Below are 21,788 nucleotides of genomic sequence, written 5' to 3'. Positions count from 1 at the left end.
GTGGCCACATGCGAGCAACCTTCACCCCGGAGCAGCGGGAGATCGGCGACACCGTCGCGGCCCTCGCGGCGGGGGAGAGCGTCCGGGCGCGCGATGCCCTGACGGGCCCGTGGCAGGCCCCGGCCTGCGACGGCCCGCTGCTGCGCGACTTCGGCCTCCTCGGGGTGCCCGAGGCCGCCGGCGGCGTCGGGTCGCACCTGATCGACCTGCTGGTCGCCGTCGAGGCGCTCGGCGAGCGGCTCGTGCCGAGCCGGTTCCCGGCGCACGCGGCGGCCGTCCAGCTGCTCTGCGGCGACGACCGGCCCGACCCGCTGCCCGACGAGGTGCTCTCCGGCGGCCGCGTGCTCACCTGCGCTGTCGACGTGCCGGGCGGCTCCGGCTGGGCGGACGCGGTGTCGCCCGATCCGCTGGTGCGGACCCTGGTGCCGTACGCGGCACAGGCCGACGGCGTCGCCGTCCTGGGCCCCGACGGGGTCTGGACCGCCGAGGCGGCCGGGGTCGCCGCGCGCGATTCCGTCGACCCGTCGGTGCCGCTGTCGGACGTCACCGTGGCCGCGCCGGGGCGGGTGACGCCCGCCGGTGCGGGTGTGCGGCGCGCCGCGCTGGTGGTGGCCGCCGAGCTGTGCGGGGTCGCGCAGGGCGCGATCGACCTGGCCGCCGAGCAGGCCCGTACCCGCCGGCAGTTCGGGCGGGTGATCGGCTCGTTCCAGGGGGTCGCGTTCCAGCTCGCGGAGGCCGCCACGGCGCGCAAGGCCGCGTGGGACCTGACCCTGTACGCCGCGTGGGCGGTCGACACCGGCCGCCCCGACGCCGGGATCCAGGTGCACGCGGCGAAGGCCGCGGCCGGGCGGGCGGCGGTCTTCGCCGCCGAGCGGTGCATCCAGGTGCACGGCGGGATGGGCATCACGATGGAGGCGGACCCGCACCTGTTCCTGCGCCGGGCGCTCGTGCTCGACGCCCGGTTCGGGCGCGGCTCGTGGCACCGCCGCCGCGCCGGCGAGCTGCGGGTCGGCGCGCGCGCCGGCGAGCCGCCCGTGCCCACCGCAGCGGCCTGACCTGCGCGACCCTTGCAGGCCATCTACCACGGCAGTAACATACCGGCTGGTCGGAATAAACGAGGAGAGGCCGTGAAGTTCGGAATCATGAACCTGTTTCCGGTGAGCGATGGCACATCGGACCACCAGGTGCTGCGGGAGACCCTCGACGAGATCCAGCTGGCCGACGAGCTCGGCTTCGACTCGATCTGGCTGGCCGAGCACCACTTCTCCAAGTACGGCATCCTCGGCAGCCCGGTGAACTTCGGCATGGCCGTCGCCGAGCGGACCCGGCGGATCACCATCGGCACCGCCGTCCTCGTGCTGCCGCTGCACCACCCGCTGCGCCTGGCCGAGGACATCGCCGCCCTCGACGTGCTCAGCGGCGGCCGGGTCCGCATCGGCGTCGGCCGCGGCTACCAGCCCGCCGAGTTCGCCGGCTTCGGCATCCCCCTGGAGGAGTCCAAGCAGCGCTACCAGGAGACCCTGGAGGTCCTGCGGCTGGCGCTGTCGCAGGAGAACTTCTCCTACCACGGCCAGATCTTCCACTACGACAACGTCACGACCTACCCGCGCCCGCACACCCCCGGCGGCCCGCCGATCCTGCAGGGCACCGTCTCCCCGGACAGCTTCCGCGAGCGCGGCGCGGTCGGCGAGTCGATCATCACCTCCCCGAACTTCACGCCGTTGGGCATCATGCAGAAGAACTTCAGCCTCTACCGGCAGAGCATGCGGGAGAACGGGTTCGACATCGCCGACTACGAACTGCCGTTCATGCAGCAGGTCTGGTGCGGCGAGGGCGAGGAGGGCCTGCGGGAGGCCGCCCTGGCCGCGATGAACTACTACAAGTCGGTCGGCAAGGTCATCCCCGGCTCGGAGGAGGCCATCGAGCAGGAACGCTCCTACTACGCGGCCGTCGCGAAGAACATCGAGCTGTTGACCCTGGAGCAGACGCTGACCCACGGCGGCAACTTCGGCTCGGCGCAGCGGGTCATCGAGACCATCGAGATGCTGCGCGAACAGCTCGGCATCAACCACTACATCGGCTGGCTGCGGATCCCGTCGCTGGACCGCCGGGCCGCACTGCGGTCGATGGAGGAGTTCGCCGAGAAGGTCATCCCGCACTTCCGCGCCCAAGAGAAGGCCGACGCCGCCCCGGTCGCCCCGCCCGTCACCGAGGCGGTCGTCGGGTGAGGATCAGCTGCTTCCTCAGCGCCCAGTTCGACCCGTCGGCCTCCGCCGTCGACGGCATCGACGGCGTGCTCGCTCAGGCCGCCGCCGCCGAGGCGGCCGGCTTCCACGCCGTCTACCTCGGCCACCACTACCTGGCCCGGTCGGCGTTCGTCCAGCCGATCCCGCTCGCCGGGTATCTCGCCCGCGCCACCTCGCGGGTCCGCATCGGCTTCGGGGTGCTGCTCGCGCCGCTGCTGAACCCGGTCGCGCTCGCCGAGGACCTCGCGTCCCTCGACGTGCTCTCGCGCGGCCGGCTGACCGTCGGCATCGGCGCCGGCTACCGCAAGCGGGAGACCGCCGCCTTCGGCGTCGCCTGGGACGACCGGCTGCGCCGCCTGCGCGAGTACGTGCCGACGCTGCGGTCGCTGTGGAACGGCGAGACCGTCGACCTCGCCGGCAGCTGGGGAGAGGTCCCCGGCGCGTCCCTGGCGCTGCGCCCGGTGCAGCCCGGCGGCCCGCCGCTGTGGATCGGCGCGTTCGCCGAGCCCGCGATCCGCCGGGCCGCCCGGCTGGACGCCCCGTGGCTCATCGGCCCCAAGGGCAACGACGCCGAACTGGCCCGGCTGCTCGGCATCTACCGCGCCGACCTCGCCGAGCGCGGCTTCGCCCTCGACCGGGAGTACCCGATGACCCGCGAGGCGTTCCTCGGCGACAGCTACGCCGGCGCCGTCGCCGCCGTCCGCCCCCACCTGCAGCGCCAGTACGCGGGCTACAAGTCGTGGGACGACGCCCAGTCCCTCGACCTCGACCGCTACCTCGCCGAGGACTGCCTCGTCGGGTCGGCCGACGAGATCGTCGACAAGCTGCGCCGCTGGGAGACCGACCTCGGCATCACGGAGGTCTCCCTGCGCCACCAGTTCGTCGGCGCCGGCCAGGACGAGGCGATGGAGCAGCTCGCCCGCTTCGGCGCGGAGGTCATCGCGCGCGTCGACACCGCACCGACCGGACGGGAGGCGTCCCGATGAGCACCGGCAACCTCGCCCGCATCCTCGACCGGCGCTGCGCCGACCGCCCCGACGTCCCGGGTCTGTACGGCGAGGACGGCCGGTCGTGGACGTTCGAACAGATCGACCTGCTCGCCGGCGGGGTCGCCGCCGCGCTGCGTGCCGAGGGCGTCGGCCCCGGCGACCGCGTCGCCTGCTACCTGACCAACGGCCCGGAGATCGTCTTCTTCCTCTTCGGCGCGTGGAAGGTCGGCGCGGTCCCGGTCACCGTGAGCAGCCTCTACAACGCCGCCGAGCTGGCCGAGTCGGTCGCGAAGACCGACCCGCGCCTGCTGCTCGTCGACGACCGCCGCCCGGACGTGGTCGCCGAGTTCCTCGCCGCCGCCGGGGACGCGCCGCCGGTGCGTAGCGTCGCGGAGCCGCTCGCCGGCGCGGCGGCGCTGCCGTGGCGGCACGAGGCGCGGGTGCCGACGGTCGACGTCGCGCCCGAGGCCGAGGCGTGCATCCTGTTCACCGGGGGCACCACCACCGGGCGGCCGAAGGCCGTCAGCGTCACCCACGGCGGCACCCGCGAGTCGCTCGGGCGGCTGGCCCGGGTCAGCACCGGCACCGACGCCGAGGGCACCGCCGCACCCGACGCCGCCCCCAACCTCATCGCCCTGCCGCTGTTCCACAGCGGCGGCCAGCACTCGCTGCTGTTCGCGTACTTCGTCGGGCGGGCCGCCGTGGTCTGGGAACGCTTCGGCGTCGACCGGCTCGCCGACCTGATGGACCGGTTCGCGTTCGACAACCTCTTCCTGCTGCCCACGATGGTCTTCGACATCGTGCACGCCGAGCGGGACCTGCCGTTCCACGGGGTCAAGTCCGTCCTCGTGGCCGGGCAGGCGATCTCCTGGCCGGTGCGGCGCGCCTTCGAGGAGCGCTACCGGGTGCCGATCCTGGTCAACTACGGCTCGACCGAGGCCGGGCACATCGCCGGCTGGACCGGCCGGGACATGAAGGCCGGCCGGTGGAAGCCCGGTTCGGCCGGCCGGGTCTACCCGGGCGTGGAGCTGGAGATCCGCGACGACGCGGGCGAGGCCCTGCCCACCGGCTCGTCGGGCGAGGTGGTCGTTCGGTCCGCGCTGACCCGGGGGTACGTCGACGACGCCGAGGCGTCCCGTGACCTGGTCCGCGACGGCTGGGTGCACACCGGCGACATCGGCTACGTCGACGCCGACGGCGTCCTGTTCCTCGTCGGCCGCAAGCGCGACATGATCAAGTGCGGCGGTTTCCAGGTGTGGCCCGAGGAGATCGAGGACGTGCTGCGCGAGCACCCGCTCGTGCGCGACGTGCGGGTGCTCGGCCGCCCCGACGACCGGCTGGGCGAGATCCCCGTGGCGCTCGTCGTGCGGGAGGCCGACGACGCGGTCACCGACGCCGGCCTCGCCGACGCCGTCGTCGCGTACGCCCGGGACCGCCTCGCCCACTTCAAGACCCCCCGGCGGGTCGAGTTCGTGCCCGCCCTGGAACGCAGCACCACCGGCAAGACCAGCCGCGCGGCGGCACCCGTGTCGCAGGGAGGGGGAAGCTGATGAGGTTCGGCATCATGGCGTCGCACCAGTACCCGCACGGCGACGACCTGCGCAGACACCTAAACGACCTGTTCGGCACCGTCGAGCTGGCCGCCGAGCTGGGCTACGACTCGGTGTGGACGATCAACCACTTCCAGTCCAACCTGGCCACGCCCCAGCCGATCTCGATGCTGGCCAGCCTCATCCCCCGCTCCGGCGACATGCTGCTCGGCACCGGCATCCTGCTGCTGCCGATGTTCCACCCGGTGCACGTCGCCGAGGAGTTCGCCACCCTCGACCACCTCTCCGGCGGGCGGGTGGTCCTCGGCGTCGGCGCCGGCTACCGCGACAACGAGTTCGCCGCGTTCGGCATCGACCCGGAGACCCGGTTCCGCCGCTTCGACGAGAGCCTGCGGCTCATCCGGGCCCTGTGGACCGGGCAGCCGGTCACCCACGAGGGCGAGTTCTACCCGCAGACCGACGCCACGATCGGGGTGCGTCCCCTTACCCCGGGCGGCCCGCCGATCTGGATCGGCGCGGGCGGCAAGAAGGCCGTCCGCCGGGCGGCCCGCCTCGGCGACGCCTGGTACGCGCCGGGCAACTCCCCGAGCCGCCGCTTCCTGCCCGAGCACCTGGCCGTCTACAACGAGGCCCTGGCCGAGTACGGCCGCGACCCGGCGACCGTGCAGCGGCCCGTCGGCGTCGAGCTGTACTGCGCGCCGACCACCGAGCGGGCCGTCGAGGAGGCGCTGCCCCACGCCCGCGTCGAGTACTCGACGTACGCCGAGTACCCGGCGCTGCGCTGGCAGCGGGACCGGTTCGACGAGCTGGTGCGCAACACCCTGCTGCTGGGCTCCCCGGAGTTCCTCGTCGAACGGATCTCCGCCCTGCGTGACCTGGGCTTCGACCACCTGATCTTCCGTCCCGGGTGGCTGGGCATGCCCACCGAGAAGCTGCGCGCCTCGCTGCGGCTGTTCGCCACCGAAGTGATCCCCGCCTTCCGCACCCCCGCCACCTGAGGAGCCGCCGTGAAGAAGACCGAAGCCGAGCTTCTGGAACACCAGTGGGACGTCGAGAACATGGAGGTCGACCCCGAGGTCCTCGCGAAGTACGTCCGCTACGACGTCGACGAGGAACGGTCCGTCGCGACCATCACCTTCGACCGTCCCGAGCGGCTCAACGCCATCCCCGTCGCCGCGTTCGAGCGGGTCGGCGACCTGGTGCGGGAGGCCGAGACCGACGACCGGGTCAAGGTCATCGTGTTCAAGGGCGAGGGCGAGCACTTCGGCACCGGCGCGGACGCCGCCGAGCTGGGCCACTACATCGGCTACCGGACCGGCACCGACAAGGCGTCGCGGCGGCGGCCGGCGCAGCGGCAGCGCATCCTGCCCGATCGCAACGTGCTCAGCTCCGGCTTCACCCGCCCGATCATCGAGTCGCTGAAGGCGACCATCTGCCAGGTGCAGGGCTACTGCTACGGCGGCCACTTCCAGATCGCGCTGTCGGCCGACATCGTCATCGCCTCCCCGGACGCCCGGTTCACCCACCCCGCGTTCCGCTACCTCGGCCCCGCCCCGCAGGACATGTACCACTGGATCGAGAAGGTCGGCCTGACGACGATGAAGGACGTCATGCTGACCATGCGGGCCATCGGCGCCGAGGAGGGCGAGCGCAAGGGCCTGGTCACCAAGGTCGTCGAGCGCGACGAGCTGCAGAAGTGGGTCGACGACTACGCCGACGCGATCGCGGTCATGCCGCTGGACTCGCTGATGATGGGCAAGTCGATGATGCAGGTGGTCATGGAGGCCCGGGGCAAGGGCCTGGGCGCGATGACCGGCTGGGTCGGGCACGGTTGGGCCACCAACGTCAGCTTCGACGAGGGCGACTGGAACTTCCTCAAGGAGCGCCGCGAGAAGGGCATCGCCCAGGCGCTGGCCGACCGGGACCGGCTGGTCGCGCCCTACTTCCGGCTCAGCGACACCCGGTCCCGGGAAGAGTAGGCGCGCGGCGTGAAGTTCGGCATCCTCCTCGACCACCAGTACGCCCCCGGCGACGACCTGGGCCGGCGCATCGGCGAGACCGTCGAGTACGTCCAGCACGTCCGCGACCTGGGCTACGACTCGGTGTTCGGCATCCACCACTACCTGTCGTCGCTGAGCACGCCGCAGCCGCTGCCGCTGCTGAGCCGGCTCGTCGACCACTCCGGGACCATGCAGCTCGGCACCGGCATCCTCATCCTGCCGCTGGGCCACCCGGTGCACTGGGCCGAGGAGATCGCGACCATCGACCAGATGTCCGGCGGCCGGTTCGTGCTGGGCATCGGCTCCGGCTACCGCGACGTCGAGTTCGCGTCGTTCGGCATCGACCGGCGCACCCGCGTGTCGCGGATGAACGAGGCCCTCGGGGTGATGCAGCGGCTGTGGACGGGGGAGACGGTCCACCACGAGGGCAAGCACTTCGCCCTCGACGGCGTACGCTGCAGCGTCCTGCCCGTGCAGCGCCCGCACCCGCCGGTGTGGGTCGGTGCGAACGGCCCGACGGGCATCGCCCGGATCGCCCGGCAGGGCCTGCCGTGGCTGGCCCCGTCGAACGTGCGCCGCAACTGGGCCGTCGGCAACCTGGCCGACTACCGCGAGCAGCGCCGGGCGGCCGGCTTCGACGAGGACGGCGCGGTGTTCCCGATCCACCGCGACCTGTGCGTCGCGGACTCCGCCGAGGCGGCCTTCGCGGTGGCCGGCGACGCGGTGCGCCGCTCCTACGGCGAGTACGTCCAGTACGGCATGGACTTCTTCGAGTCGCAGTGGGACGCGATCAAGGAGAAGGCGCTGTTCTTCGGCTCGCCCGACGACATCGCCGCGAAGATCCGCGACTTCGCCGACGCCGGCTACAACCACTTCGTCTTCCGCGCCCAGTGGCTCGGCCTGCCCATCGAGCGGTCCATCGAGATCGTCGAGCGGTTCGCCCGCGAGGTCATGCCGAGGTTCCGCCCATGAGGATCGGGCACGTGATCGTCCCCGCCGGGGACCTGGACGCCCAGCTCGCCTTCTACACCACCCTCGGGCTGACGGTGCGGTTCCGCGACGGCGACCGGTACGCCGCCCTCACCGACGGCACCGTCACCCTCGGCCTCGCCGATGCCACCCAGCAGCCCGTCGCCGGGCGGACCCTGCTCAGCGTGCAGGTCGACGACCTGGACGCCTGCCTGGCCGGGCTGGTGGCGGCCGGCGCCACGGCCGGGGCCCCCCAGACCGGCCCGCACGAGCGGCGGGCGGTGGTCGTCGACCCCTGCGGCAACCCGCTCGTCGTCTACGAAAGGAACCCGGCATGACCGTCAGCGACGCGCTTCGCGGCCGTACCGTCGCCGTGCTCGGCGGCACCGGCCCGCAGGGGCGCGGCCTCGCCCGCCGCTTCGCCGCGGCCGGGCTCGACGTGGTGCTCGGCTCGCGGGACGCCGCACGCGCGGAGAGCACCGCCGCGGCGCTGCCCGGCCGGGTCCGGGGCGCGGCGAACGCCGCCGCGGCGGCGGCCGGCGACATCGTCGTGGTCGCCGTCCCGTGGGACGGCCACGCCGAGCTGCTCACCGAGCTGGCCCCGGCGCTGGCCGGCAAGGTCGTGGTCGACTGCGTCAACCCGCTGGGCTTCGACCGGCAGGGCGCCTTCGCCCTCCCCGTCGCCGAGGGCTCGGCGGCCCAGCAGGCGGCGGCTATCCTCACCGGATCGACCGTCGTCGGCGCGTTCCACCACGTCTCCGCCGTGCTGCTGGAGGATCCCGACCTCGACACCGTCGACACCGACGTGCTCGTGCTCGGCGACGACCGCGAGGCCACCGACCTCGTCCAGGACCTCGCGGCCGTCATCCCCGGCGTGCGCGGCGTCTACGGGGGGCGGCTGCGCAACGCGCACCAGGTGGAGGCGTTCACCGCCAACCTCATCTCGGTCAACCGCCGCTACCGGGCGCACGCCGGCCTGCGCGTCACCGACGTGTGAGCCTGCGGGCACCGGCTCAGCCGGCCGGCCTCGCCGGGCGGTTCGCCCGCACGCTCCACCGTCCCTCGACGCGGGTGAGCCGGACGGGATGGTCGAAGCACTTGCTGACCTGGTCGCTGGTGAGGACCTCGTCGGCGGGCCCCGCCGCCAGGCAGCGCCCGTCCCGCAGCAGCAGCACGTGGGTCGTCCCGGGAGGAAGCTCCTCCAGGTGGTGGGTGACCAGGACGGACGCGAGTTCCGGGTAGGCGTGTTGCAGCTCGTCGAGCCGCTCGATGAGCTGTTCCCGGCCGGCGACGTCGAGACCGGTCGCGGGCTCGTCGAGCAGCAGGAGCCGCGGACTGGGCATCAGCGCGCGGGCGATGAGCGCGCGGCCCCGTTCCCCCTGCGACAGGGTCGGCCACCGCGCGCCGTGGCGTTCGCCGAGGCCGAGCAGTCCGATCAGCCGGTCGGCCTGCGTGGCCTGCTCGGGTGTCGGCGCCCAGCGGGGAACGCGCTCGACGGTGTTGGTCAGCCCGGTCAGCACGACGTCGTGCACCGTGAGGGGCGAGCGCAGGTCGTGCCGCGGGTCGACGTGGCCGACGTGGGACCGCAACTCGCGCATGTCGACCCGCCCCAGCCGGTGGCCCAGCACCTCGACGGTGCCCCGGGTGGGGTGCGTGACGGCACCGAGAAGACTGAGCAGCGTGCTCTTGCCCGCCCCGTTGGGGCCGAGCAGCGCCCAGTGCTCGCCGGCCCGCACCGTCAGCGACACGTCGTACAGGATCGGTCTGCCGTCGCGGACGACGGTCGCGTCCGTCACGCGCAGCACCGGGGGCGCGGTCACGAGGAGGCCCGCCCGCGGCGGCGGTCGAGCTGACGAGGTTCGTGCGGCGGCACCCGGGTACGGTAACCCAGCCGCGCAGGGCGGCCGGCACCGACGTCCACGGTGACCGCCGTCGCCGGGATGCGGACGGACCTTTTTGCGGCGCGTCATGACGACTCACCGGGAAGCGCCCGTGAAGTGACAGTTGCGGGGCGGTGGGCAACCGCGGCCGACGGCATGTACGCATCGTCATTCGTCTATTACGATCGGTGCTCCGGCCGTCCGGTGGAACGGGGTCGTCGTGATTGCACCGCGCGCACCGGCATTCGCCGCCGCCGCCCCGCTGCGGGCCGTCGAGCTCGACGACGTCGCGGGCCGCCCCCAGGTCGTCGCGTGGGACCGCGCCACCGGGCAGCGTCGGGTGCTGACCCGGGCGCGGCACGGGGTGGACGCCTGCGACCTGGAGCCGGACGGCGGCCACGTCTGGTGGTTCGACGCCGACCCGGACGGCGTCGGAGCCTGGCACCGCCAGCCGTTCGACGGCGGACCGGCCGCGCCCGCGCTGACCGGGCTGCCCCGCGGCCGGCCATACGGCATCGCCTTCGACCACGCCGGCACGCTGGCGGTCGTCTGCGTCGGGGGCGACGCGGAGTCCCGGTACCACCTCGGCACGCCCGGCGGACCGGCCCGCCCGCTGGCGACCGTGGCCGGCTACGCGCCGCTGGTGGACCTGAGCCCCGACGGCACCCTGCTCGCCCTCGCCGGCCGACCGGACGGGCCGGCCGCCGTCACGGTGGTCCGCCGCACCGACGGCCACACCGAGGCCCTCGCCGGCGGCCCGCACCGCCGGGTGTGGGCCCTGGAGTTCCGCCCCGACCCGGCCGGCGACGCGGAGCTGCTGCTGGTCGTGGAGGCGGGCGGGCACTACACCGTCGGCACCTGGCGGCCGGGCCGGGACGTCCGGCTGCACGAGCGGTTGGCGTTCGACACGGAGATCACCGCGCACTGGCACATCGACGGCCGACGGGTGCTGGTCCAACAGGACCGGGCGGGACGCAGCCGGCTGCTCCTGGCCGACCTCGACGGCGGCGAGCCGGCCGTCCTGCCCACCCCGCCGGGGACCATCCTGGAGCTGGCCTGCGCCCCCGAGGGCACGATCCACTACGTGTGGAGCCGGGAGGCGACGCCGCCGCGCCGGCTCGTCGTCGACCCGGCCGCCGACCCCCGTCCGACGCCCGGCCCGCCCGCCGCGCCGGGCCGCCGCGAGGTGTGGACACCCCAGCCGTACGGCCGGATCCACAGCTTCCTGGCCACCCCGCCCGGCCCAGGCCCGTGGCCGACGATCCACCTGCTGCACGGCGGGCCGTTCCTGCACGACCGGGACAGCTACGACCCCCGGGTGGAACTGCTCACCGGGGCCGGCTACGCCGTCGTGCGCACCAACTACCGGGGATCCACCGGCTACGGCCCGCGCTGGCGGCACGACTTCGGCCACCGGGTCGGCCTGGCCCAGCTGGAGGACCTCGACGCCGTACGCCGGCACCTGGTCGACCTCGGCGTGGCGCAGCCGGGGCGGATCGGGCTGTGCGGCTACTCCTGGGGCGGCTACCTGGTGCTGCTCGCGCTGGGCGTCGCCCCCGACGACTGGGCGGTCGGGCTGGCGGTCTCCCCGGTGGCCGACTACGCGACCGCGCACCGCGCCACGCTGCCCGCCGTGCGCGAGGCGGACGAGGAACTCTTCGGCGGCACCCCCGCCGAGGTCCCCGACCGGTACCGGGCCGCCGACCCGATGACGTACCTGGACCGGGTGCGCGGGCCGCTGTTCGTCGCCGCCGCCACCGACGACGAGCGGTGCCCGGCGGAAGCCGTCGGCCGGTACGTGGCCGCGCTGCGCGACCGCGCGGTGCCGCACGAGGTGCTCTGGACCACCGGCGGCCACCACGGCGACGCCGCCGGACAGTCGGCCGTCTTCGCCGCCCTGCTCCGCTACGCCACCGCGGTGCTCCCCCCGTACGGGCCGCCCCCGGCGGCCCCCAGTCAGGACCACCGCGACCGGCGGGGTCCGAACCCCGACCGACCGGAGGGAGGTGAATGCAATGAAGCGACGCACTGTGCGGCACGACCCGATCAGCACGGGCGAGCGGGACCGTGGCGCCGTCATCGTCAAGATGCTCCTCGATCTTGACCGGGCGGTCCCGGCCGCGCGACCCCAGGTGACCGAGGCGCCGCCGGCCGGCAAGTGACCCGGCCGCGGTGACGCACGTCCACGACGTCGTTCCGGGGCGCCGCCGCGAGGCCCCGGAACGATGCCCAGCCCGCCCGAGAGGAGACCGGCGATGAAGGTCGTCCTGGTGCACATGCCGTGGGGATCGCTCGACGTCCCGTCGCTCGCCCTGGGCATCCTGCGCACCGCCGCCGGCGCCGCCGGCCACGACGTGCGGGTCCGCCACGCGAACCTCGACTTCGTCGACTGGGCGGTGGACCGGCTCACCTTCGGCCTGGCCGACTACCAGTACTTCTCCGAGACCTCCTACTTCCAGGGCGCCGGGGACTGGGTGTTCGCCGGTGCCCTCTACGGGCGGCGGCGCGACTTCGGGCCGTTGCACCGGCTGCTGGCCGACGCGGGGGCGAGCCGGGCCGAGGTGGCCATGACCGCCGCGCTGCACGAGCTGGTGCCGGAGTTCGTGGCGACCCTGGTCGCCGAGCTGGACGCCGCCGCGCCCGACGTCGTCGGGTTCACCAGCACCTTCCAGCAGAACACCGCCAGCCTGGCCGCCGCCCGGCTGCTCAAGCAGCGCAGGCCCGCCGTGCGGACCGTCCTCGGCGGGGCCAACTGCGACGGGGCGCAGGGCGCGGCGCTGCACCGCAACTTCCCGTTCCTCGACTTCGTCGTGCGCGGCGAGGGGGAGGCGGCCTTCCCCGCGCTGCTCGACGCGCTCGACGCCGCACCGGTCACCGGCGGCGGCGACCCGCGTCCCGGTGGCGGCGACCCGCGTCCCGGCGGTGGCCCTGCCGGCGGTCTCGCGGACGTCCCCGGGCTGTGCTGGCGGGACCCCACGGGCGTCGCGCGGGCCAACCCCATGTCGGCGCGACCGCTGCCGCCGGGCCGGATCGTCGCCCCCGACTACACGGGCTTCGTCGAACGCCTCGACGCCTCGGCGGCGGCCGAGTGGGTGGCCCCGAAGCTCGTCGTCGAGGGCTCCCGGGGCTGCTGGTGGGGCGAGAAGCACCACTGCACCTTCTGCGGCCTCAACGGCTCGTCGATGCAGTTCCGCAGCAAGAGCCCGGGGCGCTTCCTCGACGAGGTGCTGGACCTGGCCCGCCGGCACCAGCTGCTCGACTTCATCGTGGTCGACAACATCCTGGACATGGCGTACTTCGACTCGGTGCTGCTGCGGCTGGCCGAATCCGACTACGACGTCCGCCTGCACTTCGAGGTCAAGGCCAACCTGCGCCGGCAGCACTTCCAACGGCTCGCCGCGGCCGGGGCGGTGCAGGTCCAGCCCGGGGTGGAGAACCTCAGCACCCACGTACTGCGGCTGATGGACAAGGGCGTGACCGGCTGCCAGAACGTCCGCGCGCTGCGCGAGGCCCAGAGCGCCGGGGTGACGACGAGCTGGAACTACCTCTACGGCTTCCCCGGCGAGACCGCCGAGGACTACACCGACGTCGTCGCGCAGCTGCCGGCGCTGCACCACCTCGACCCGCCGATGGGCGCGGCGCGCATCGCCATCGAGCGGTTCAGCCCCTACTTCAACCAGCCGGAGCTGGGCTTCCCGGTGCTGGAGCCCGCCCCGCAGTACCGGGAGATCTACGACCTGCCCGCTGCCGAGCTGGCCGACCTGGCGTACATCTTCACCACCGTGGCCCGGGGCATCGGCCGGGCCGAGGCGGCGGCCCTGGACGCGGCGATCGACCGGTGGCGGACCGAGTACCCGGTCAGCCGGCTCACCTACCAGGAGATCGACGACCGGGTCGTGCTGGTCAGCCGCCGCGCCGCGTACGACTGGTCGGTGCGCGAGCTGGCCACACCGGCCGAGGTGGCGCTGTTCCGGCTGCTGGCGCAGCCCCGCACGGACGCCACCCTGGCGGCCCGCGTCCCCGGCGGGGCGGCGACGGTCCGGCCGCTGCTCGACCGGTGGTCGGAGCTGGGCATCGTGTTCCACGAGGGAGGCTGCTGGGTGCACACCGCCGTCGAGTCGCACAACCAGGTGCTGGCCCGGGTCGACCACCAGCGGGCCGCCGCGGACGCCGCCGCGCGCGCCGGACAGGACCGCCATGTCGTCGCCGCAGGTTGACTTCGGCGCGACCGTGGTCGAGGTCGAGCTGTCCCGCGACTACGACCCGGCCGCCGCGCGGCTGCCCGGGATGGCGCTCGGCACGCACCGGCTGGCCGGGCCGTGCGGGGGGACGGTGGCCGGCTGGTACGCCGCCGGCGCGCGGCACGCGCGGCTGGCCCACCCGGTGGACCTGTGCGCCGACGCCGACGCCCGCGCGGCGCGGTCCCTCCTGCTGGTCCGGGAGCTGACCGCCCGGGGGATCGCGGTGGACTGGACGGCGCGCTGCCGGGACGGCTGCCACGGCGGCGACCTGTTCACCCACCTGTGCCCACCGTCCCGCCTCGACGGGGACGCCACCGGCACGGTCGCGGCCCGCTGGCGGGCGGCGTTCTTCCTCGGCCGCTGCGTCTACCGGCGCGGCCCCGGCTTCGTGGAGGTCCGCGACCGGCGCTCCGGCGCCCTGGAGGTGGTGACGATCGACGAGCCGGGCCACCTGGCGGCGATCGCGACGCTGGCCGAGGGCGTCGCGGCGACGGCGGTGCCGGCCGACGTGCGCCGGGACCTCGTCGGAGCGCACCTGGTCGCCGAGCAGGCCGGCCACCTGTGGTGGCTGCCGACCCGCGCCCACCGCTGGCCCTTCCCCGCCCTGATCGTCTAGCACCGCCCGAGCGCCACCGAAGAGGAGACCCATGACCGCCGCCGAGGACGGGCCGACGCCGCCACGACAGGCCCCGTTCGTCGTCGACCCGTACCCGACGCTGGCCCGGATCCGGGCCAACGGCCCGGTGTCGATCCTGCACAGCGACGAGGGGCTGCCCATGTGGGTCGTCGCCCGCTACCGCGACGTGCGCGCGGCGCTGGCCGACCCGAGGTTCGGCCAGGACGCCCGCCGGGCGCAGGAACTGGCCGACCGCCGGGTGGCGGGGGTGACGCTCGGCGGCGACATGGTCCACATGCTCAACAGCGACCCGCCCGACCACACCCGGCTCCGCCGGCTGATCCACGGGTTCTTCACCGCCCGCCGGGTGGCGGCCATGCGTCCGCTGGTGCAGCGGATCACCACCGCCCTGCTCGACGAACTGGCCGACCGCGACACCGTCGACCTGGTGGCGGACTTCGCCTTCCCGCTGCCCATGCTGGTCATCTGCGAGCTGATCGGCTTCCCGCCCGAGGAACGGGCCGCCTACCGGAGCTGGTCGACGGCGATCCTGACCCACGGCGACGACCCGGCGGCGTTCGGCCGGGCGCTGCGGGAGCTGACCGAGCACATCGCCGTCGTGCTGCGGCGGCGGCGCACCGACCCGCGCGACGACCTGCTGACCCTCCTGCTCGCCGCCCGCGACCAGGGGCAGCTCACCGACGACGAGATCGTGGGCATGGTGTTCCTGCTGCTCATCGGGGGCCACGAGACGACCGTCAACCTGCTCGGCACGGCCACCCTGGCGCTGCTGCGCCACCCCGACCAGCACGCCTGGCTGCGGCGCAACCGGGCCGCGCTGCCCGCGGCGGTCGACGAGTTCCTCCGGTACGAGTCGCCGGTGAGCATGGCGACCCTGCGGTTCACCACCGCGCCGGTGGACGTCGACGGGGTCGAGATCCCCGCCGGGGAGCTGGTGCTGGTGTCCCTCGGCGGGGCGAACCGCGACCCCGACCGGTTCCCCGACGCCGACCGGCTGCTGCTCGACCGGGGCGACGCCGGGCACCTCGCCTTCGGCCACGGGACGCACCGCTGCCTCGGCGCGTTCCTCGGCAAGCTGGAGGGCGAGGTGGCGCTGGCCGGGCTGCTGGACCACTTCCCTGCGCTGGCCCTGGCCGGCACGGAGACGGACCTGCGCTGGCGCAACACGATCATGCTGCGGGGGCTGGAGTCGCTGCCGGTGGCGCCCCGTGGCTGACACCACCGCCACCCGGACCCCCCGCCGCCGGCCGCGGCTGAGCCTGGCGCCGCTGCGGTCCCGCGACTACCGGCTGCTCTTCGTCGCCGAGTCGGTGTCGGTCTTCGGCGACGCCTTCCACGCCGTCGCGCTGCCCTTCCTCGTCTACCAGGTCGGCGGGGGTGCCCGTGAACTCGGGCTGCTGGTCGCCGGCTACGGCCTGTGCCGGCTCGCGACCACCCCGCTGGGCGGGATCCTCGCCGACCGGGTCGGCCCCTGGCAGGTGATGCTGGTCTCCGACCTGCTCCGGCTGGCGGCCACGGCCCCGATCGCGGTGGCCGCCGTCGCCGGTGACCCGGGCCTCGTCCTGATCGGGGTGCTGGTCGCCGTCGCCGGCCTGGGGGCCGGCCTGTTCCAGCCGGCCGCCTACGCCATCACGCCCCGGTTGCTGCCGGCCGAGCAGTTGCAGGCCGGCAACGCGCTGCACAGCACCGCCGGCTTCGCCGCCGGGCTGGTCGGGCCCGGGGTGGCCGGGCTCGTCGTCGTGCTGCTCTCGCCGGGCGTCGCGTTCGGCGTCGACGCGCTGACCTTCGCGGTGTCGGCGGCCTGCCTCGCCGTCATCGGGGCGCACCACCGGCGGGCCGCGCCGGCCGCCGCCCCGCCCGCCGGTGGCGCGGCGTCGCCGCCCCGGCTGACGTTCTGGCAGCTGCTGCGCGGGTCGCCGCTGCTGCGTACCGTGCTGGTGGTGACCGCCGCGGCCAACCTGACCGTCGGCGGGATGGTCCGGGTGGGCCTGCCCTCGCTGGCCAGCGCCGACCTGTCCGCCGGGGCCGAGGGCTTCGGCGGCCTGCTGGCCGCGTTCACCGGCGGCTCGCTGGCCGGCGGGTTCTTCACCGCCGGGCTGACCGGGATCCGCCGGCGCGGCGCCACGGCCATGCTCGCCGGCCTGGTGCTGGCCGGGGCGGTGGCCCTCGTGCCGTTCACCGGGTATGCCGGTGCCCTCGTCGCGCTGGCCGTGGCCGGGGTCGCCAGCACCGTGACCAACGTCCTGGTGATCACCGTCGTCCAGCAGCACACCGCCCCCCACCTGCTCGGCCGGGTGATGAGCGCCATCCTCCTCGCCGCGCTGGGGCTGTTCCCGCTCTCCGGCGCGGCAGCGGGGCTGGTCGTGGACGCGTACGGCAGCCCGGTGCTGTTCCTGGCCACGGCCGCGACGTTGGGGGCCGCCTTCGGCTTCGGCCTGTCCCGCCGGGTGCTGCGCGACGGCTGAGGCGTCCCCGCGCCCGGCCCGGTCCCCGCGACGGGGCCGGGCCGGGGCGGTTGCCCGGCCCGGCCGTCGCGGCCGTCAGCCCGCGGCGCGCACGTCGAGGGCGGCGACCGACGGGTGGGCGGCGCCCGCGTCGTCGTCGATCGCCACGGCGAGCCCACCCGTGGACCGCGGCCCGGCCGGCGTCGCCACCCGCAGGGCGGGGCCGCCGTCGACCCGGGCGACGGTCTCGCCGTCGCGCACCGTCACCGCCACCCGGTGGGTGGCGGCCGGGTCCAGGGCCGCCTCGGCGACCACCCGGTCGCCGCGCAGCAGCGCCACCCGGCCGTGCCCGACGCGCACCGAGACCGGGTCGTCGCTGTCCACCCGGACCGTCAGGGTGACGGTGCCGCCGTCGGCCCGCAGGCCGCGCAGCGCCGCGTCGGCGGTGTAGTCGGTCCAGTCCGCGCTGGCGTAGGCGAGCAGCGTGCCGTAGGCGCGGCGCGGGCTGGTGGCGGTGAACCGGCCGGCGGTCAACGACGACAGGTCCGTCATCGGCTCGCCCTGCTGGTCGCGCCAGTCCCAGGGGTTCGTGAACGGGGCGCTCACCCGCGCGGGCACGGCCGTCCGCTCGACCACCGCGCTGACCAGCTCGGCGGCGCTCGTCGTGGCGTACACCTCGGCCCGCTCGACCTGGCCGCCGGCCGCGGACCGGCGGCTGCTCGGCTCGGGCCCCCGCGACTTGTTGGTCAGCGCGCCGGCGAACCGCCCGGCGACCAGCTCGCGGCTGAAATCGGCCGCCGCCGGGTCGGTCACGGCGTCGCCGACCTCGGAGAACGGGTACGCGAACAACTGCGGCCGGGGCAGGTCGTGGGCGGCGAACGCGGCGAACATCGCGTCGAGGTCGGCGGTGAGCCGCTGCCGGTAGGCGGCCAGGCTCTCCTGCGCCTCCGCGGCCGGGTCCCACCGCCGGTGGGTCAGCGGCGAGCCCAGTCGACCCGGCCCGGTCTGCACCCGGGTGTGCAGGTCGTGGGTGTGCGCCTGGAAGTCCCACCGGCCGGAACGGGCCATCCGGGCGATCTCCGCCCAGCTCAGGTAGTACGGCCGGTGCTCGCCCACCTGCCCGGTGATCAGGTAGGAGGCGGCCACCATGTCGTGCCGGGCGAGGATCCGGTCGGCGTACGCCCACAGGCCCCGGGTGCCGTCGTCGAAGGTCAGGTAGACCGAGCGTTCCGGCACCGCGCCGCCGCGCAGGTAGTCGACGTACTGCGCCGAGGAGATCGACCGGTAGCCGGCCGCCTGCAGGGCGGTGAGCTGCGCGTCGAACTCCTCCGGGCTGACCACGTAGTGCTCCCGGCCGCCCGGCTCGGTCGCGGCCGGGTCGTCGCCGTGCGGCCGGATGTCGTGGTAGGCCACCACCACCGGCGCGGCCCGCTGCGGCAGCCGACCGGCCAGCTCCGTGAACCGGCGCAGGTCGGACGGGTCGAGCCGGGTCACGGCGGTGTCCCGCTGCGCGCCGACGTGCCGCCGCAGGTCGGCCAGGTACCAGGAGACCCCGAACGGCGTCGCCACCACCAGCAGGGTGACCAGCGAGAGCAGCGCCCCCAGCGGGCGCGGCCACCAGCGCGTCACCGCAGCACCTCCCCACGGGTGAACACCACGACGTAGAGCGCCACCAGCGCCACGGCACCGGCGAGGGTGAGCGCCACCCGGGCCAGCCTGGCGAGCAGCCGCCGGCCCGCGTTCACACCGCGCTCCGCGACCAGACGCCGCGCCGGATCGTGCCCACCGAGTAGGGCAGCAGCCAGGACAGCACCGTGGCGGAGAGCACGCTCATCAGCGGCCGGTACGCCCAGCGCGGGTCGCCCGGGTTGTCCAGCCGGTAGGCCAGCCCCCAGAAGGTGCCCTTGAGCAGCACCCCGCACAGGTAGAGCAGCGGCACCGCCCACCAGCCGCGCAGCGGGGCCCACACCAGGTGGGCGAAGGCCATCACCGGGGCGACCGCGACCCACAGCGCGTGCCCGTAGTAGAGCGCCGCCGGGCCGGGCCCGCGCCGCCACATGAACGTGCCGGTGAAGAAGAGGTTGCGCACGTAGCTCTTCTTCCAGCGGGTCTGCTGGCGCAGGAACGGGCGCGGTCGCGCCGGCACCGTCGTCCACACCCGCGCGGAGCGGACGTACCCGACCCGCCAGGCCCGGGGCGGGTGGTCCTCGTCGCGGACGAACGGCGAGTCGGCGAAGCGCCGCTTGAGGCGTACGCCGATCCAGCGCTGCCCGAGGACGTAGCCGGTGAGCTGCCGGTCGGTGGCGAAGCGGAACTCGCCGCCGAGGAACCGGTCCGCCGCCCAGGCCGGCAGGTAGTTGATCACGGCCTCCCGCCGGAACACCGCCAGCGGGCCGGAGACGCAGGTCACCGCCCCGAACGACGCCTCGGCGGCCTTGGCCACCCGGAACTGGCCCTCGTACCAGACGTCCTGCACCCGGGTGAGCAGCGACTCGTCGGGGTTGAGCGCGCGGGCGTGCCCGCTGACCGCGCCCAGGTCCGGCTGGCGCAGCAGGGCCTCGACGCAGCGGCGCAGCGCGTCCGGGGCGAGGACGCAGTCGGAGTCGGTGAAGGCGAGCACGTCGCCGGTGGCGTGCCGGGCGCCGTGCACCAGGGCCCGCTTCTTGCCGACGTTGCGGGGCAGGTGCAGCACGGTGACGGGGAGTTCGGCGGCGAGCCGGTCCAGCACCTCGGCGGTGCCGTCGGTGGAGCCGTCGTCGACCACGATCACCTGCAACGGCCGGTGGTCGCTGCCGGTCATCGACCGTACGCACGCCTCGATCCCGTCGACCTCGTCCTTGACCGCCACCAGCAGGCTGACCCGGGGGGCCGGGGGCAGCGGCGGGAACGTGGCCGCGTGCCGGGGGTGCGGCGGGGCCTCGCTGGGGTCCTCGTAGCGGGCGTAGGCCAGGTAGAACACGGCGACGGTGGCGGTGAGCACGGCGAAGCCGTAGTAAACCGCCAGCGGCGCGTACGGCAACTGGGGCAGCTGCCGGGCCAGCAGGGCGATCAGCGGGAGCAGGCAGAGCGCGGCGAGCAGCCGTCGCACGCCGCGCCGCACCGGGTGGAGCACCGGCGCCTCGGCCGCCTCGTGCCGGACCTGGTGGGGCACCGGCAACTCGGCCGCCTCGCGCCGGACCTCGTGGCGCACCGGCGTCTGCGCCGACCCGCGCCGGACCTCGTGGGGCACCGGCATGTCAGACGACCTCGCGGCGCGGCAGCCCGGTCATCCGGTAGGTGGCGTCGAGCACCATCGGCTGGCCGCGCAGCCACGCCTCGTCCAGGTCGGACTGGGCGGTGTGCACGACCACCAGGTCCCACTCCCGCTCGGTGTGGTCGGTCAGCCGCTGCAGGGCCGCGCCGTCGGGGGTGCGCACCGACGCGACGAGGTCGTCGACGAAGCCGACGTCCGCGCCGGCCCGGACCAGCTCGCCGATGATCTCCAGCGCCGGCGACTCGCGGACGTCCGCGACGCCGGGCTTGTAGGTCACCCCGACCAGCAGGACGCGGGCCCCGAGCAGCGTACGACCGGACCCGGCGAGCAGGTCCCGGACCCGCTCGACGACGCGGCGTGGGCGGGCGGAGATGCCGCGCATCGCGGTCTCGATCAGCGGCGCCTCGCGGCGTTGCCCGCGCAACTGCCACAGCAGGTAGTGCGGGTCGCAGGGGATGCAGTGCCCGCCCACCCCCGGGCCGGGCTGGAAGGCCATGAACCCGTACGGCTTGGTGGCCGCCCCGTCGATCACCTCGGTGACGTCCAGGTGCAGGTCCCGGCAGACGTCGGCGAACTCGTTGGCCAGGGCGATGTTGACGGCCCGGAACGTGTTCTCCAGCAGCTTGGTCATCTCGGCGGCCTCGGGCGAGCCGAGCCGGTGCACCCGGGGGGTGATCCGGGACAGCGCCGCGGCGGCCCGCGCGGTGCAGTCCGGGGTGACCCCGCCGACGACCCGGGGGGTCAGCTCCTGGCGGTGCCCGTCGTTGCCGGGGTCTACCCGTTCCGGGGCGAACGCCACCCACACCTCCTGGCCGACCCGCAGGCCCCGGGCGGCCAGCGGCTCGACCAACAGGTCGCGGGTGGTGCCGACGTAGCTGGTCGAGGTGAGCACGATGGTCTGGCCGGCGCGGGCGTGGGCGACCACCGCGGCGCAGGCGGCCCGCAGCGCGGTGAGGTCCGGGTCGAGGTGGCGGTCCACCGGCGTGGGCACGCAGATCAGCACCGTGTCGGCGTCGGCGATCTCGGCGATCGACGTGGTGAGCCGCAGGGCCGGGTCGGTCGCCCGCAACGTGTCGCGGAGCCGCTCGCGGTCGACGTCGAGCAGGTCGGCGCGGTCGGCGCGGATGTCGTCGAGCCGGGCCGGGTCGATGTCGACGCCGATCACCCGCGCGCCGCTGCCGACCAGGGCCAGGCTGGTCGGCAGGCCGACGTAGCCGAGGCCGACCACGGCGGTACGGGCCCCGGGGGCGACGGGAGCGGCGACGGCGACGGCCGGGTCGACGGCCGGCGACGACGGGGCGGCCGGGATGGGCGGGGTGACCGGGGCGACGGCCGGCGGGAGGGGCCGGTCGGCGGCGGGCAGGAGCTGCGACATGGTCGGGGCCCTTACGCACGGTGAACGGGAACGACTCAAGAGTGCCGAGCCCACCGCCCCGAAGGCGCTCCCACGAACAGCCGACCGGCGACCGAAATCTGCGACCACCCCCTGTCCGATCGGTCAGTTTTCCTTGTTCACAACAACTCAGAGCCTCCGTGGGAGACGCAAACCGCCACCCCCGTCAGCCCCACCAGACACGCA

General features: G+C 74.8%; 18 protein-coding genes. 14 read left to right on the top strand and 4 right to left on the bottom strand.

The features are described 5' to 3' along the window. Positions 1-8: 8 nt before the first annotated feature. From LPU61_RS24020 to npdG, 9 genes are all read left to right on the top strand, one after another. Entirely contained in the window at positions 9-1,055 is a 1,047-nt protein-coding gene (locus LPU61_RS24020) for an acyl-CoA dehydrogenase family protein (RefSeq protein ID WP_229406217.1), read from the top strand. 87 nt (positions 1,056-1,142) lie between these two features. Further along, positions 1,143-2,228 (top strand): LLM class flavin-dependent oxidoreductase, encoded by a 1,086-nt coding sequence (locus LPU61_RS24015; protein WP_255700201.1) that lies wholly within the window; start codon positions 1,143-1,145, stop codon positions 2,226-2,228. Beyond that, positions 2,225-3,232: an LLM class flavin-dependent oxidoreductase gene (locus tag LPU61_RS24010; RefSeq protein WP_052503748.1), complete on the top strand. Its 1,008-nt coding sequence runs from the start codon at positions 2,225-2,227 to the stop codon at positions 3,230-3,232. The genes LPU61_RS24015 and LPU61_RS24010 overlap by 4 nt, the downstream gene beginning before the upstream one ends. Continuing rightward, positions 3,229-4,785 carry a class I adenylate-forming enzyme family protein gene (locus LPU61_RS24005; RefSeq protein WP_229406215.1) on the top strand — a complete coding sequence of 519 codons (1,557 nt, stop codon included), beginning with the start codon at positions 3,229-3,231 and terminating at the stop codon, positions 4,783-4,785. The genes LPU61_RS24010 and LPU61_RS24005 overlap by 4 nt, the downstream gene beginning before the upstream one ends. Then, entirely contained in the window at positions 4,785-5,783 is a 999-nt protein-coding gene (locus tag LPU61_RS24000; RefSeq protein WP_229406214.1) for an LLM class flavin-dependent oxidoreductase, read from the top strand. The genes LPU61_RS24005 and LPU61_RS24000 overlap by 1 nt, the downstream gene beginning before the upstream one ends. A 9-nt stretch (positions 5,784-5,792) precedes the next feature. Next, positions 5,793-6,764, top strand: coding sequence for an enoyl-CoA hydratase/isomerase family protein (locus tag LPU61_RS23995; RefSeq protein ID WP_043963097.1), 972 nt, complete (start codon positions 5,793-5,795; stop codon positions 6,762-6,764). A gap of 9 nt (positions 6,765-6,773) precedes the next feature. After that, the gene (locus LPU61_RS23990) at positions 6,774-7,757 is read left to right on the top strand and encodes an LLM class flavin-dependent oxidoreductase (RefSeq protein WP_229406213.1); all 984 of its coding nucleotides are present in this window, start codon (positions 6,774-6,776) and stop codon (positions 7,755-7,757) included. Next, positions 7,754-8,092, top strand: coding sequence for a VOC family protein (locus tag LPU61_RS23985; protein WP_043963099.1), 339 nt, complete (start codon positions 7,754-7,756; stop codon positions 8,090-8,092). Before LPU61_RS23990 ends, LPU61_RS23985 begins: the two co-directional genes overlap by 4 nt. Beyond that, the gene (gene npdG / locus LPU61_RS23980) at positions 8,089-8,751 is read left to right on the top strand and encodes an NADPH-dependent F420 reductase (RefSeq protein WP_229406212.1); all 663 of its coding nucleotides are present in this window, start codon (positions 8,089-8,091) and stop codon (positions 8,749-8,751) included. The genes LPU61_RS23985 and npdG overlap by 4 nt, the downstream gene beginning before the upstream one ends. 16 nt (positions 8,752-8,767) lie before the next feature. Here the strand turns inward: npdG and LPU61_RS23975 are convergent, their stop codons facing one another. Next, complete coding sequence (locus LPU61_RS23975) at positions 8,768-9,550, bottom strand: ABC transporter ATP-binding protein (protein ID WP_229406211.1); 783 nt, start codon at positions 9,548-9,550, stop codon at positions 8,768-8,770. Positions 9,551-9,854: 304 nt separating this feature from the next. Between LPU61_RS23975 and LPU61_RS23970 the strand changes: the two genes are divergently transcribed. The 5 genes from LPU61_RS23970 (at position 9,855) to LPU61_RS23950 (ending at position 16,977) form a co-directional block, all read left to right on the top strand. After that, positions 9,855-11,738: a prolyl oligopeptidase family serine peptidase gene (locus LPU61_RS23970; protein WP_229406210.1), complete on the top strand. Its 1,884-nt coding sequence runs from the start codon at positions 9,855-9,857 to the stop codon at positions 11,736-11,738. Between the two features lie 151 nt (positions 11,739-11,889). Further along, a complete protein-coding gene (locus LPU61_RS23965) occupies positions 11,890-13,851 on the top strand; it encodes a RiPP maturation radical SAM C-methyltransferase (RefSeq protein ID WP_229406209.1) in 1,962 nt (653 codons plus the stop codon). Continuing rightward, positions 13,832-14,491, top strand: coding sequence for a DUF5825 family protein (locus LPU61_RS23960; protein ID WP_229406208.1), 660 nt, complete (start codon positions 13,832-13,834; stop codon positions 14,489-14,491). Before LPU61_RS23965 ends, LPU61_RS23960 begins: the two co-directional genes overlap by 20 nt. A gap of 31 nt (positions 14,492-14,522) precedes the next feature. Continuing rightward, positions 14,523-15,728: a cytochrome P450 gene (locus tag LPU61_RS23955; RefSeq protein ID WP_043963106.1), complete on the top strand. Its 1,206-nt coding sequence runs from the start codon at positions 14,523-14,525 to the stop codon at positions 15,726-15,728. Beyond that, complete coding sequence (locus LPU61_RS23950; protein WP_043963107.1) at positions 15,721-16,977, top strand: MFS transporter; 1,257 nt, start codon at positions 15,721-15,723, stop codon at positions 16,975-16,977. The genes LPU61_RS23955 and LPU61_RS23950 overlap by 8 nt, the downstream gene beginning before the upstream one ends. A gap of 75 nt (positions 16,978-17,052) precedes the next feature. Here LPU61_RS23950 and LPU61_RS23945 read toward each other — a convergent pair whose 3' ends face one another. From LPU61_RS23945 to LPU61_RS23935, 3 genes are all read right to left on the bottom strand, one after another. Then, positions 17,053-18,585, bottom strand: a complete 1,533-nt coding sequence (locus LPU61_RS23945) for a polysaccharide deacetylase family protein (protein ID WP_229406207.1) — start codon at positions 18,583-18,585, stop codon at positions 17,053-17,055. Positions 18,586-18,697: 112 nt separating this feature from the next. Next, positions 18,698-20,191: a glycosyltransferase gene (locus LPU61_RS23940; protein ID WP_229406206.1), complete on the bottom strand. Its 1,494-nt coding sequence runs from the start codon at positions 20,189-20,191 to the stop codon at positions 18,698-18,700. A 1-nt stretch (position 20,192) separates the two neighbouring features. Then, entirely contained in the window at positions 20,193-21,584 is a 1,392-nt protein-coding gene (locus LPU61_RS23935) for a nucleotide sugar dehydrogenase (RefSeq protein WP_082106300.1), read from the bottom strand. Positions 21,585-21,788 lie beyond the last annotated feature (204 nt).

This window comes from Micromonospora sp. NBRC 110038 (assembly GCF_020884815.1).
Classification (GTDB): domain Bacteria; phylum Actinomycetota; class Actinomycetes; order Mycobacteriales; family Micromonosporaceae; genus Micromonospora; species Micromonospora haikouensis.
The sequence above is the reverse complement of the archived record's forward strand: the minus strand, read 5'-3'. Positions and strand labels throughout refer to the sequence as shown.

Coding starts and splice junctions, on each gene's coding strand:
- LPU61_RS23955 (WP_043963106.1), top strand. CDS start 14,523: ATGACCGCCGCCGAGGACGGGCCGACGCCGCCACGACAGGCCCCGTTC.
- npdG (WP_229406212.1), top strand. CDS start 8,089: ATGACCGTCAGCGACGCGCTTCGCGGCCGTACCGTCGCCGTGCTCGGC.
- LPU61_RS24005 (WP_229406215.1), top strand. CDS start 3,229: ATGAGCACCGGCAACCTCGCCCGCATCCTCGACCGGCGCTGCGCCGAC.
- LPU61_RS23940 (WP_229406206.1), bottom strand. CDS start 20,191: ATGCCGGTGCCCCACGAGGTCCGGCGCGGGTCGGCGCAGACGCCGGTG.
- LPU61_RS23965 (WP_229406209.1), top strand. CDS start 11,890: ATGAAGGTCGTCCTGGTGCACATGCCGTGGGGATCGCTCGACGTCCCG.
- LPU61_RS24000 (WP_229406214.1), top strand. CDS start 4,785: ATGAGGTTCGGCATCATGGCGTCGCACCAGTACCCGCACGGCGACGAC.
- LPU61_RS23960 (WP_229406208.1), top strand. CDS start 13,832: ATGTCGTCGCCGCAGGTTGACTTCGGCGCGACCGTGGTCGAGGTCGAG.
- LPU61_RS24020 (WP_229406217.1), top strand. CDS start 9: ATGCGAGCAACCTTCACCCCGGAGCAGCGGGAGATCGGCGACACCGTC.
- LPU61_RS24015 (WP_255700201.1), top strand. CDS start 1,143: ATGAACCTGTTTCCGGTGAGCGATGGCACATCGGACCACCAGGTGCTG.
- LPU61_RS23985 (WP_043963099.1), top strand. CDS start 7,754: ATGAGGATCGGGCACGTGATCGTCCCCGCCGGGGACCTGGACGCCCAG.
- LPU61_RS23935 (WP_082106300.1), bottom strand. CDS start 21,584: ATGTCGCAGCTCCTGCCCGCCGCCGACCGGCCCCTCCCGCCGGCCGTC.